The sequence below is a fragment of the Lacrimispora indolis DSM 755 genome (assembly GCF_000526995.1).
Lineage (GTDB): Bacteria > Bacillota > Clostridia > Lachnospirales > Lachnospiraceae > Lacrimispora > Lacrimispora indolis.
Window position 1 is genome coordinate 5567176 of sequence record NZ_AZUI01000001.1, and the last position, 13198, is coordinate 5580373.

General features: G+C 45.6%; 12 protein-coding genes. 5 read left to right on the forward strand and 7 right to left on the reverse strand.

Annotation, left to right across the window (positions count from 1 at the left end; genetic code table 11):
• Positions 1-44: 44 nt before the first annotated feature.
• A complete protein-coding gene (locus K401_RS0127040) occupies positions 45-1328 on the reverse strand; it encodes an O-acetylhomoserine aminocarboxypropyltransferase/cysteine synthase family protein (RefSeq protein ID WP_024295873.1) in 1284 nt (427 codons plus the stop codon).
• A gap of 145 nt (positions 1329-1473) precedes the next feature.
• Here K401_RS0127040 and K401_RS0127045 point away from each other — a divergent pair, with 145 nt between their 5' ends.
• Positions 1474-2580, forward strand: coding sequence for a DUF362 domain-containing protein (locus K401_RS0127045; RefSeq protein ID WP_024295874.1), 1107 nt, complete (start codon positions 1474-1476; stop codon positions 2578-2580).
• A 93-nt stretch (positions 2581-2673) separates the two neighbouring features.
• Here K401_RS0127045 and K401_RS0127050 read toward each other — a convergent pair whose 3' ends face one another.
• The 6 genes from K401_RS0127050 to K401_RS0127075 form a co-directional block, all read right to left on the reverse strand.
• Entirely contained in the window at positions 2674-4593 is a 1920-nt protein-coding gene (locus K401_RS0127050) for an LTA synthase family protein (protein WP_024295875.1), read from the reverse strand.
• Between the two features lie 212 nt (positions 4594-4805).
• Positions 4806-5294 (reverse strand): zinc ribbon domain-containing protein, encoded by a 489-nt coding sequence (locus K401_RS0127055; protein WP_024295876.1) that lies wholly within the window; start codon positions 5292-5294, stop codon positions 4806-4808.
• A gap of 72 nt (positions 5295-5366) precedes the next feature.
• On the reverse strand, positions 5367-7544 hold the full coding sequence (locus K401_RS0127060) for a DUF6449 domain-containing protein (protein WP_024295877.1): 2178 nt from the start codon (positions 7542-7544) through the stop codon (positions 5367-5369).
• Positions 7519-8418, reverse strand: coding sequence for an ABC transporter ATP-binding protein (locus K401_RS0127065; RefSeq protein ID WP_024295878.1), 900 nt, complete (start codon positions 8416-8418; stop codon positions 7519-7521). Before K401_RS0127065 ends, K401_RS0127060 begins: the two co-directional genes overlap by 26 nt.
• Positions 8384-8809, reverse strand: a complete 426-nt coding sequence (locus K401_RS0127070; protein ID WP_024295879.1) for a GntR family transcriptional regulator — start codon at positions 8807-8809, stop codon at positions 8384-8386. Before K401_RS0127070 ends, K401_RS0127065 begins: the two co-directional genes overlap by 35 nt.
• A gap of 87 nt (positions 8810-8896) precedes the next feature.
• Positions 8897-9772: a DUF4397 domain-containing protein gene (locus tag K401_RS0127075; protein ID WP_024295880.1), complete on the reverse strand. Its 876-nt coding sequence runs from the start codon at positions 9770-9772 to the stop codon at positions 8897-8899.
• Positions 9773-10045: 273 nt separating this feature from the next.
• On the opposite strand from K401_RS0127075, the gene K401_RS0127080 reads away from it, so the two are divergent.
• The 4 genes from K401_RS0127080 to K401_RS0127095 all read left to right on the forward strand — a co-directional run bounded on the left by K401_RS0127080 (position 10046) and on the right by K401_RS0127095 (position 12991).
• Positions 10046-10432 carry a YbaN family protein gene (locus K401_RS0127080; protein WP_024295881.1) on the forward strand — a complete coding sequence of 129 codons (387 nt, stop codon included), beginning with the start codon at positions 10046-10048 and terminating at the stop codon, positions 10430-10432.
• Positions 10429-11079 carry a hypothetical protein gene (locus K401_RS0127085; protein WP_024295882.1) on the forward strand — a complete coding sequence of 217 codons (651 nt, stop codon included), beginning with the start codon at positions 10429-10431 and terminating at the stop codon, positions 11077-11079. The genes K401_RS0127080 and K401_RS0127085 overlap by 4 nt, the downstream gene beginning before the upstream one ends.
• A gap of 41 nt (positions 11080-11120) precedes the next feature.
• Complete coding sequence (locus K401_RS0127090; RefSeq protein ID WP_024295883.1) at positions 11121-11411, forward strand: DUF4491 family protein; 291 nt, start codon at positions 11121-11123, stop codon at positions 11409-11411.
• Positions 11412-11473: 62 nt separating this feature from the next.
• Entirely contained in the window at positions 11474-12991 is a 1518-nt protein-coding gene (locus K401_RS0127095; RefSeq protein ID WP_024295884.1) for a catalase, read from the forward strand.
• Positions 12992-13198: the final 207 nt, after the last annotated feature.

The following is a 13198-nucleotide window of genomic DNA, read 5'->3' on the forward strand; positions in this document are numbered from 1 at the left end:
CTGGTACCGCAGTCTTCCCGCCGTTTCTTTCCCTTATCTTAATCTTATCCCTCCAGTGCCTGCCTGATATCCTCAGCAATGTCCTCTGCGTTTTCAATGCCAACGCTCAGCCGGATCATGGACGGATCAACCCCTGCTTCAACAAGCTGCTCATCCGTCAGCTGTCTGTGGGTATGGCTGGCCGGATGTAAAACGGAAGTACGTGCATCTGCCACATGCGTTACAATAGCCGCCAGCTTCAGTCCATCCATAAACTTAACAGCAGCTTCCCTTCCTCCCTTTAAGCCAAATGAAATCACGCCGCAGGTGCCATCGGGCATATATTTTTTTGCCAGATCATGATATTTGTCCCCTTCCAGTCCCGGATACTTGATCCACGCCACATCTTCCCTGGAGCTTAAATACCGGGCCACTTTTAAAGCATTCTCGCAGTGGCGGGGAACCCGCAGATGCAGGGTCTCCAGGCCAAGATTTAATAAAAAGGAGTTCATGGGGGAAGGAATGGAGCCCAGATCCCTCATCAGCTGTGCTGTGGCTTTAATAATATAAGCCTTTTTGCCGAATTTCTCAGTATATACGATGCCATGGTAGGATTCATCAGGTGTGGTAAGTCCAGGATACCTTTCTCCATGGCCCTCCCAGTCAAAATTTCCGCTGTCAACGATGCAGCCGCCTACGCTGGTAGCATGGCCATCCATGTATTTTGTGGTGGAGTGGGTTACAATATCTGCTCCCCATTCAAACGGACGGCAGTTGATTGGAGTTGCAAATGTATTATCTATAATCAGCGGAACCCCGTGCCTGTGGGCAGCCCCTGCAAATTTCTCTATATCAAGAACTACAAGGGAAGGATTGCCGATGGTTTCCCCAAACACTGCTTTGGTATTAGGCTTAAACGCTTTTTCAAGTTCCTCCACCGAAGCATCCGGGTCCACCAGCGTGGATTCGATTCCCATTTTTTTTAAGGTTACGGTAAACAGATTGGTGGAGCCCCCATAAATCGTGGCAGAACTGATCACATGGTCCCCCTCTTCACAGATGTTAAGAAGCGCATAAAAATTAGCCGCCTGGCCGGAAGAAGTCAGCATGGCCGCCACTCCGCCTTCCAGTTCGCAGATTTTAGAAGCCACAGCATCATTGGTGGGGTTTGCCAGCCTGGTATAAAAATACCCCTCATCCTCCAAATCAAACAGTCTTCCCATTTTATCACTGTCATCATATTTAAATGTTGTGCTCTGAAAAATAGGAAGCACCCTGGCCTCGCCGCTTTTCGGCTGCCAGCCGCCCTGGATACAAACTGTCTCTCTGGAACGCCCGTTCTGACTCATCTCTTTTCCTCCTGTAAAACTTAGTCATATGATTCTCCTAGTTTATCATAAATGGATCTGGAAATAAAGTCCTAATTGCCTTCTTGAATTCCCTGTTTGCTTACAGTATAATAGCGATATCATAAACTTATCAAAGGAGACCTCTATGGAAAAATCAAAGGTTTACTATACGAATTTTCATACCACCTTTCAGGAAAACCTTCCGCAAAAGCTTAAAAGGCTTATCAAAACCGCCGGAATGCTGGAGCAGATCGACTTCCAGAACAAATACACGGCCATTAAGATCCATTTTGGAGAGCTGGGGAATTTATCCTTTCTCCGCCCTAATTACGCAAAAGCAGTGGTGGACCTTGTAAAATCCCAGGGCGGAAAACCATTTTTAACGGACTGCAACACCCTGTATGTGGGAAGCCGCAAGAATGCCCTGGATCATCTGGATACTGCCTATGAGAATGGGTTCTCCCCCTTTTCAACCGGCTGCCACGTTTTGATCGCTGACGGTTTAAAGGGAACTGACGAAAGCCTGGTTCCCATTGATGGGGAATACATAAAGGAAGCAAAAATCGGACGGGCAGTTATGGATGCGGATATCTTCATTTCTCTCACCCATTTTAAGGGCCATGAAAGCACCGGATTCGGCGGTGCCTTAAAGAATATCGGAATGGGCTGCGGCTCCAGAGCCGGGAAAATGGAAATGCATAACTCCGGAAAGCCCCATGTAACCGAGGAGACCTGTATCGGCTGCCATGCCTGTGAAAAGAACTGTGCCCACAGCGCCATCTCCTTCCAAAACAAAAAGGCTTTCATAGACATAAACCATTGTGTAGGCTGCGGCCGCTGCATCGGAGTCTGTCCCGTGGATGCCGTTGAGACAGACTTTGATGAGTCTAACGACATCCTAAACTACAAGATTGCGGAATACACCCAGGCAGTGATCGGGAACCGTCCCAATTTCCACATCAGCCTGGTCATGGATGTATCTCCTTACTGTGACTGTCACTCTGAAAACGATATTCCCATCATTCCTGATGTGGGCATGTTTGCTTCCTTTGACCCGGTAGCCCTGGATATGGCCTGTGTCCATGCGGTGAACCGCCAGCCTGTTATGGCAGGAAGCATCCTGGAAAAGCACGGCAGTCATCACCATGACCATTTCAAAGATACCCATCCAAACACCAACTGGAGATCCTCCATTGAACATGCGGTGAAAATCGGCCTGGGAAATGAGGAATACCAGCTGATCACCCTGTAATACCACAGACTTTCAGAAATACTGTTTTATATAAACCATAATTACGAAAAGGGAGGGCATATGATTTTGTGCTCTCCCATATCCTTTCATTCTTTAATTCAATTCCCTGGCCCTGTAACGGGTTACTCCCTGTCCCAGAGGTACCTTGTCCCTTCCGATCTGCCAGACTGAAAGCTCCGAATCCTTCATCTTTTTTTCAGGAACATTTTTGGCAATAATAAGCTCCGGCCAGACAAAGGTGGTTTCCACAGCCTTTCCGTCAAAGCAGACCCTGGAATAAGGAGTGAAATTTTCTCCGTAAACCAGAACATTGGAATCATTGTACACCACATGGTCAATTATGATATCATCAATTCCCATTTTAAGGTCCGTGGACTGGTAAGGATTCTCTCCGCCGTAAACATCCCGGTTACCGTAGAGAATGTCATATTCCAGGGTCTTCATATCCTTTAAATAGCTTTCTTCCTCTGCTTTTGGGTTGCTGAAATAGTTCTGATGGAATCTCATCATCGTCCCCTCATGAATATTAAGCATGTCCAATACATGGGCAGCAAGCTGGTATGCCTCTACATCCTTTTTCTCCACAGGAAGGTTCATGTTATTCCAGATCACATATTCGGTCTGAAACAGGGAACGGTTTTTCATCTGATGCTGTGACCACACAAATCCAGGCAAATGGTCCCCGTACATCACCAGAACAATGGGTTCCTTCCTGGTCCGTAAGGTGTTGACAAGGGAACGGATAAACTGGTCCATTTCCCCGATCTGCTGGCAGTAATACTCAAAGCTTGGATATTTCCCATGTCCCTGAACGGAAATGGTATAGATAAAGTCAGGACCTTTCGTAGAATCCAGGGTCCTGATGATCTCACCGGTGAGAATCTTGTCCTTGCACCAGCCCGTAGGATTTCTTTCTATATTATTCATATATTCAATAGGAGTAAAGGTATCAAAACCAAGCTGGGCAAATACCCGGTTCCTGTCATAAAAAGTGGCCTCATTGTTATGGATGGCATGGGCTTTATAGCCCAGATTTTTTAAATCAAAGGCAACGCTTTCACAGGAAGTTTTCTTTAATACGGTTTTATAAGGATACTCTCCCGGGCCGAAAAAGTCTAAGTTCATCCCTGTGATGGACTCAAATTCCGTGTTTGCGGTGCCCGCGCCCACAGCAGGCACGCTTAAATAGCCGCCGGGATAATTCTTCTGAAGCTGATGAAAAAAAGGGATAGGATCATAATTTACCGGATTGTCCTTCCACAAGGAAGGGTCAAAAAAGGACTCCAGCTGGATCATGATCACATTTGGCTTTGTATCCTCTGACAAAGCATAAGTATTCTCCGGAACCAGTTCTTCATCCCGGATGGCCTCCATTGTCTCAGTCCCATATCCCTCAGGCTTGGAGATCCCGGTGTTAAACAGGGAGTTGGAAAAACAATAGGGAAACCCGTAGCTTTTAAATGCATCTCCGATATTGCCGAAATGAACCGCAACCAATCCTGTCTTCATGGCAGCGCTTGTGGCTCCAAGAACAACAACGATGCCTATGGCTATAAGCCCGGATCCAAGGCCGTACCTCACTCTTTCCCTGGAAACAGGCGCCTTGCGCCAGACTGCGGCTAAAAACAGAATTGCAAACACTATGCCTGCCACGATTAAAATGATCTGCATCCAGGTAAAGTAAACCGTGGCCAGACTGACCGCATACTTCACCAGGCGGAAATCCGCCGCAGTAAAAGGTGTGGTGCGGAAGATAAGCAGAATGCCATTTACCACTCCCATAAAGAACCATATCAAGGATAAGGTAATGCATACAAAAGCCTTGCGTCTTGTCACAAATATAACCGTAAAAGGAAGGGTGATGATCAGCGTGTTCAGTAAAAAAACAGGGAAGCTTCCCCATATATAAAGACCAAGGCTTGTCAGAGATTTTCTGCTGGCCAGTTCAATAAAAACATTTATCATGGCTGAAAATACAAAAATCCTTCCAAGCCACTTCACATATAATTTCATGATATACCTCTTTGCCTTTTAGTACTTTTCAAAGTCGGATTTAGTCTATCACATTTTACGGGAAATTTACATACTTTTTTTTAAAAAGTCAAAATAACAGGAACAGAAAGCCTGTTTTGCAGACTCTTGCGCCGGAGGCTTTTACTGTCACAGGACACATTTTCCTATGATATTAAGAAAGACCGGCTTATAAGGGCCGGCCTTTTAAGTAACTATTCCTGTTCTTCTGTCTGTTCAAATGCGTCTTCACTAACCGTATTAATTCCAGCTGCCGGATTCACTTCCTCTGCCGGCTCTGGCTGTTCAACCTCTTCTACATTCTCATCTTCTGTATCAGCTTTCTGGGATGCCTCTTTTACATGGGCTCCGCACTTTCCGCAATAATAGGAATTCTTTGGAACCTTGGCTCCGCATTCCGCACAGATACGGGTTCCTTCGCTTTGGGTCAGTTCAATCTCCAGAGCGGCAATTCTTTCCCGGCTGGCCCTGACAGCTTCATAAGCCTTTGCGTAAGCTTCCTCCGGCTCTTTGTTCGCTTCATAAAATTGTTTGCCGATGACTGCATAAGCTTCTTCCAGCTTCGTTTTCTCTACACTGATCTGTGTCTTCAGCTGTATCGTTTCAGTCAGCGCTTTTGCCTTGGTTGCAACCTCTTTGCCGGTATCACTAAGTGTCTTTCCCAGCTCTTCAAAAAATGCCATCCGTGATTCCTCCTTTGACTTATGCTTCTACCATTTTAACTTCATTGGAAGAAAAAGTCAATGAAAGACTGTTTACACATCTTTTTTTATCTTTTCGATCTCATTTTTTACAGATACCGGCAACCGGTCCAATGAGATGGAGCATCCCACCTCATTTCTGTTTCTGCCGGATTCCGTAACAGCAGAAAAGCTGACCCACTCCCCTTTTTTACTGCCAAAAGGATTCATGCTGGAATATTCCTCCAACACCGCATTGCTCATGATCTGGCTGATCTGCTGGGGATCGGTGATGGTTAAGTATTGTGATCCCTTATCCTCATAGGTGTATTTATAGGAATAAAACTGACTGGCATCTATGTTGATTTCTTTTACATGTTCCAGATTACCCCAGCTTTCCACATCAACCTGAGACTCTTTCAACAGTTCCAGGGTGTTTTTAAAGGACGGGTAGATGGGGTAATATCCTCTTGAAGTGACATCGCTGTACTTCCAGGAGCTTTGAGTTTCATCTCGTTTTGTTTCCGCCTCTGCCTGCATTTTCGTCAAAAACTGTATGGTGGCTATTGGATTTTCATTTTCCATGGTTTCCACCTTTAAATTTCTTAGATCCTCCTGATACGCAGAGAGCAGTTTTTCAGTCATGGCTTTATCTGTCCCGTTTCTGTCACGGCTTACGATATTGGTCTGCTCGCCTCTGCTCACCCTGACCCAGGAAGTATCCTCAAGCGTCTGAACAAGGATTGGATAAACTGCTTTCTTAAACTCCTGGTTTTCAAAGATCTCTACGATCTCCGGCCGGATTTCATCGCTGGATAATTGGTAGGAACGGTAAACATCCTTACCGTTTTTCAACGTATATTTTATGGAAAAACTATACCTTATACTTCCATCCTCCCAATCGTTGAAACCATCATCTTCATGGTGCAGCTTCTGGTTTCTGGCCACCGCATCACGTACCAGAGACAGAACCGGTGCAGTGTCCTTCAGTTCCATATGGCTGAATGCATAGTCATCAGAGTTCTGGTATTCCCAGTAATATTCTCCCAGGGAATCCTGCCGCGGGCTTCCGTAAGAGACCCAGTAGGTTGCATCCTGCATGGACATTGCAACGGACTCAATGGACGCTTCAGCCGGTATATAGCTGTCATACCCAAACAGATCATAGCGGAAGCCGCAGAATATCACTGCTGCCAGCAAGGCGCAGGCCACCATCTGCTTCCAGTGGGAAAACAGCCTTCTGAATTCAAAATGATATATGATCTCAATGACGCAGTGGGATAAAAACATTCCGCAAATCAGCCCGAATACCGCCCAGCCCACACTGGTGTGCATGGACCAGAAAAAAATGCTTCCGCTAAGGGACGACAGAACCACAATGGGGATCCGGATCACCGGCATACTCACCTTAAAAGCCATTGCTTTTCCTGCCGCTTCCGAACCTCTCTTTTTATATAATAAGAAAGAAAGGAAGGTCAAAACTGCCGTCACAGCTAAAACTGCAAAGATCCTGACAGCCTGTGTTCCCGCCGGAGTCCCCGGCTGAAGCCGTTCTAAATTCATCAGGAACAGGACAACTGCCGAACATTTATCCATAAAATAGCTGAATACATCCCTGCCGCCCCGATAACTGGTATAAAAGAAACGGCTGTAGCAGAATTCCAGAACCCCTATGACGCAAACAAAATAAAATTGCAGGACCATGGTTCCAAAAACGCCGATTAAGACATGCCCTGTCAGGATCATGGCTATTACAGTCACAGAATACATCATGCTGTAATGGATCATGAACAGCAAAAATCCCGTAATGGCCGATCCCAAAACCTCAAAAGGAGAAATGCCGTTTACTGCCACCACTCCCAGGGTGATGATCAGATTTATCCCATATACTGCTGCCGGAATAAAAATTCCGTTAAAATAGTTGACCCAGAACAAATGCTTCCTGTTTACTGGAATGCCGTGATAAAAATCCACTTTCTGTCTGGAATGGAGATAAGAAAAGCTGGTCACTCCCATGATCAGGGACAGGAGGATGAGCAGCGCCGCCACCCAGCCGTTGCGAAAGCCCAGCCACTGTTCTAAGCTGGATACAATATACGGATAATCATATTGCCCTCTCAGCCTTTCGCTTAAGGAAAGAGCGGTCCTCACCGGAAAGGTAAAGAAAAATACCAAGAATGACAGTGCCATAGACCAAAGGCGTCTTTTGCCATCTTCTCTTAATAAATTATAAAATAAGCTTTTTGATGTCATATCCTGCCACCTCCGTCTCACTAATGAATATCTCCTCCAGAGATAATGGTATGATCTCGTAAAATACCGGCTGGTATGATTCCATCAGCCCTTCCACTTCTTCTCTGGTTCCGCGTACCGTTATGGTATAGAGTTTTCCTCTTGCTTCTGTCTTAATACGCTGCAGAGCTGCCAGATCTTCAGCTGTCATCCCATCCTTTAACACACACTGCAGCTTGTGGATGTTAAGCTTCATATCATCCAAATCCCGGGAAAGCAGTATCCCTCCCCTGTGGAGAAGACCCACATGGTCGCAGATATCTTCTAACTCCCTTAAGTTATGGGAAGCAATGATAGGAGTTAAGTTCCTCTCCGACATATCGTTGGCAAAAATGCTCTTCACAGCCTGGCGCATCACCGGGTCAAGTCCGTCAAAGGTTTCATCGCAGAAGAGATAGTCCGTATTGGCACATATTCCGCATATGACGGAAAGCTGCTTTTTCATTCCCTTTGAAAACGTATGGATTTTTCTTCTGGCTTCCAGCCCAAAGCTTCCAAGAAGATTATGAAAGCGTTCCTTGTCAAACCTGGGGTATATCCTGCTGTAAAACTCCATCATATCAAGGGGCGATGCGTTATTAAAATAATACTGGTCATCTGAAATGTAAAAGAACCGGCTTTTCACCTTTTCATTTTCAAAAATCTGTTCTCCATCAATGGTAACATTTCCTTCATCTGGTTTTAAAATACCGCTTAACATCCTTAAAAAGGTACTTTTTCCCGCTCCATTGGTTCCAATGAGTCCAAAAACGCTTCCATCCCGTATCTTTGCACTTACATGGTCTACTGCCATAATATCATCAAATTTTTTTGTCAGATTCTCTGCTGTTATCATCCGCTCTCTCCTCCCCTGCCAAATATTCCTGTTTTACCCATTCTTCCGCAATCCATGTATGAGCCTTATCCTCTGTCATTCCTGCCCGTTTGGCTTCCTGGATCCAGCCCACAAGCTTTCTTTTCAACTCACTGTTTTTAAGTGCTTTTATGGAACTGGTGTCGGCTACAAAGCTTCCTCTTCCTTTTACGGAATAGATAAACCCTCTTCGCTCCAGCTCTGCATAAGCTCTCTGTATGGTATTGGGATTAATGGATAAGTCTGTTGCCAAAGCGCGGACAGACGGAAGCTGGGCATCCTGTTCCAATACGCCGCATATCATAAGATCCTTAAGCTTTTCCACAACCTGCTCGTATATGGGCTTGCGGTCTTTATAATCAAGCAGTATCATATTCCACCTCCTAATCTGTACTAATACTCATAATACACTTAGTATAGCAAAAAACCTCTGACCTGTCAATCAGAGGTTTCTGTTTTTCTAGGTTCTCCTGTCTTCCACAATCAGGATACGGATGGCATCCTCCGCATTGCTCCAGTTAAACACATACAGGGTGTAGGAAGCATTGCCTCTTATATAGATATTAGAGTTCAAAAGGATATTTCCTCCGGAAGCATTGGCGTTGGACACGGAAACCATATAAAAGCCTGTTAAAACATACTGGAAGTTGGTCACTTCCTGATAATCCACATTGCGGAAGGTTACAACTCCGCCGTTTAATGCTACATGGACCCTGCGGTTTGTTATGGATAAATTGCACACACGGAAACAGCCTGTGTTAATCCCCCCATTACAATGGATATCTTCAATCTCCATTAAATCAAGTCCTGAATCCGTATTGATGATTGCAACAGTGATTGCGCGGTTAACTGTAACTGTAATCTGCTTTTCGAAGTAAACATATCCGTTCTGTCCTCCTAAGATTACAGTCTGCTGTCCTGCCAAAACCCGGCCGTACTGGCTCATCTCCCCATTAGCCAGCCCATTGACTGCCAGCTGGTTGCTTATATAAACGAGAAATGGATTATAGCCGGCCGCCGCGTTTAAGAACCGGACAAGTCCATATTCTCCGGAACCGCAGAAAAAGCATGGGATGATGGGTTTGGGAAATACCGTAATAATAGAACTCCCGGTTCCATCAGTAGTTGTATTAGGAAAGGGGAAATTGGGAAGAGGCGTTTCCTTTTCCAGATTTGGAGGGGGCACGATCTCATTATTTTCCTCCGGCGGCTCTTCCCCTGTTTCATCAGTAATGTCACTGTTTTCTCCTCCCGTGGGAAACTCGTCTTCTTCGGGGCCTGGCGGCGGATTTGTTTCCATATCCGTATCATTCTGCATATAAGTTAAAATTCCCATAGAAACCCTCTTTTATGATAGTTATATAGTAAGTTTATTCCTTCATTAATGCCCAGTGCCTGTCTCCCTTTAAGTCCCTGTCTTTTTATTAATAATCTGAGGGAATGCCATGATTTGCATTTCATTTAATGAGGCATTTCCATCTGAAATTCATAATTTCTTACTTTATATCCATATTATAATCTATATATTGACATTTTTTACCTTTAGAAGTATGATAACAGTAATGAATTTCGTTATTTTTTGTAAAATAAAATCGAAGGAGGTGAGTAATTGCAGATAAAAAACATTTTGCTCACAGGGTTCGGTTTTTTATTCCTGGGTCTTGGAGCGATCGGGCTTCTGCTGCCGGTCTGGCCTACGACCCCATTTGTTCTGGTTTCTGCCGCTTGCTTTTCCCGTACACCTCTTCTGAGAGCGTGGATTACAAGTATTTCATTTTTCAGAGAACACATAGAAAACTATGAAAACAGGACAGGCCTTTCGAGGAAAACGGTGACGATCAGTTTAAGCTACTTATGGGGAATGCTGGTGCTTTCCATGGTGGTAATTCAAACAGTCTGGATTTCACTTATGCTTTTTTCCATTGGCACTGCTGTAACGCTCCACATCCTCTGGATTTCCAAGGCTAAACAAAAAAAGGAGGGACATGAATCATGAAGCGGGTATTTGGTATTTTTGAAGCTGTCTTTGATATGCTGTATCTCATTACCGCCTTTACCCTCAGTCTTATGCTGCTTTTAACCAGATCCGCCAGCAGCGTTTCCATGCTTGCCGGTATGATGGCTTTGATTTTAGTCTGCGGCGATGCCTTTCACCTTTTGCCCCGCATGATGGTAATCATCACCCATCAAGAGGAACGGCTGCTTGAGGCTCTTGGCCATGGAAAGCAGATCACCTCAATCACAATGACCGTGTTTTATCTGTTTCTATGGCAAATCGGACTCCTTATTTTCTCCCCAAAGGGCATAAGCTTCTGGTCCTGCCTGATCTATTTTCTGGCTGCTGTTCGGATTCTGCTGTGCCTTCTGCCACATAACAAATGGCAGGAAAGACATCCCCCGGTCAGCTGGGGAATCTTCCGCAACGTGCCTTTTTTTCTATTGGGTACCATGGTTGCAGGATTGTTCTTTCTGCAAAGAAGCATAACGCCGGGTCTTGGCTTCATGTGGCTTGCCATTATCCTCAGCTTTGTTTTTTATCTTCCGGTAGTGCTCTGGTCCAGCCGGAATCCCAAAATAGGCATGCTGATGCTGCCAAAAACATGCGTTTATTTATGGATGCTGGTCATGTGCCTATCCTTGTGAACTGCAATCCTTCATAAAAAATAAAAAGGAGTGATCTTGTGATGCTTTGGTCAGGAGTAATAATCGGCGCTATTTCATTTCTTATTATCGGTATCTTTCATCCGATCGTGATTCATTGCCAATACTATTTTACGGATCGGATATGGCCTGTCTTTCTAATCGGAGGACTCATTTTTTGTGCATTGTCACTGTTCGCCCATCAAATCATCTTATCAGCCACATTGGCGGTAACAGGTTTCACCATGCTTTGGAGCATCGGAGAGCTTAAGGAGCAAACCAAGCGGGTGCAAAAAGGCTGGTTTCCTGAAAATCCCAATCGTGTCAAAAAGTAACCTTTCCCACAGGTATTCATTTGGTATTTACATAAAAATAAAAAATAGAAAGGAGTTTTATCATGAACGACGAGTACAAGAAATTAACCAATGAAGTTGGTGCTCCAGTAGCTGATAATGAGAACGCCCTCACAGCTGGCCCCCGGGGACCTGTGGTAATGCAGGACGTATGGCTGATGGAAAAGATGGCCCACTTCAACCGCGAGGTTATCCCTGAACGCCGCATGCATGCAAAGGGCTGGGGTGCTTACGGCAAATTAACCGTTACCCATGACATCTCCCAATATACCAAGGCCAAGGTTCTGCAGCCCGGTGCTGAGACCGAATTATTCCTTCGCTTCTCCACAGTTGCAGGTGAGAGGGGGGCCGCTGACTGCGAACGGGACATCCGCGGTGTGGCTGTTAAGTTCTACACAGAGGAAGGGAACTGGGACTTAGTCGGCAATAACACCCCCACCTTCTTCATCCGTGATGTACATAATTTCTCCGATTTAAACCGTGCCGTAAAGCGAGACCCGCGCACCGGCCGCCGTTCCGCCCAGAATAACTGGGACTTCTGGACGCTGCTGCCTGAATGCTTTCATCAGATCACCGTGGTTATGAGCGACCGGGGCATTCCTGCTTCCTTCCGCAACATGCATTTCTTCGGCGAACACACCTTTTCCTTTTACAATGAAAAGAATGAGCGTTTTTGGTGCAAGTTCCATTTCAAGACCCAGCAGGGCATTAAAAACTTAAGCAACGAAGAAGCCGCCAAGATCAATGGCATGGACCGGGAATACCATGGAAAGGATTTATATGAAGCAATTGAGCGGGGCGATTTCCCCAAATGGACCATGTATGTGCAAATCATGACTGAGGAACAGGCCAAAAACCATTACGAGAATCCCTTTGACATTACGAAAATCTGGCGCCACAGGGAGTATCCCCTTATAGAAGTCGGCGAACTGGAGCTAAACCGGAATCCGGAAAACTTTTTTGCGGAGGTGGAGCAGTCCGCCTTTACTCCTGCTCACGTGGTTCCCGGCATCGGCTTTAGTCCGGACCGATTCCTTCAGGGACGGTTATTCTCTTACGGCGATGCACAACGTTACCGCCTGGGCGTAAACCACAATCAAATCCCGGTGAACCGTGCCAAGGTGGAAGTCAATGAGTATCACCGTGACGGCTCAATGCGTGTGGACGGCAACTACGGCGGCGCTCCTGCGTATTCTCCCAACAGCTACGGTGCCTGGACTGCCCAGCCTGAAGTTATGGAACCGCCTCTGGATCTGGAAGGCGCCATGTACCGTTACGACCCAAAGGATGACCCAACAGATGACTGCTTCCGTGCCGGCGGTGATTTATGGCGCGTACTGACGGAAGAAAAGAAACAGATCCTCATTGAAAATACTGCTGGAGATATAGCTCCTGTCACAGAGAATATCAAATACCGTCATGCGGTCCACTGCTATCTGGCTGATCCTGAGTATGGAGAGCGCTTTACAAAAGCTGCAGGTCTGTCCATGGATAAGGTCATGGAGCTTTCCAGGCTGGACAATAACGGCCTGATTCAGGCGACGCTTCCCAGTGCGATGTAACCAGATTTCTGCCAGATAAACGTATAAGTTAACAATGGATCATTATCCTTGCTCAACGTAAATAAAATAAGGGAGAGAATCCGCAAAATCCGGATTCCCTCCCTTATTTTTTCATGTATGCTGTATATGAAAAAACAGATAGTGAAACTTACGCCCGGATTTTCTCATCCGGGCGTATTTTAGATTACTATTAAATAATTATTTAGC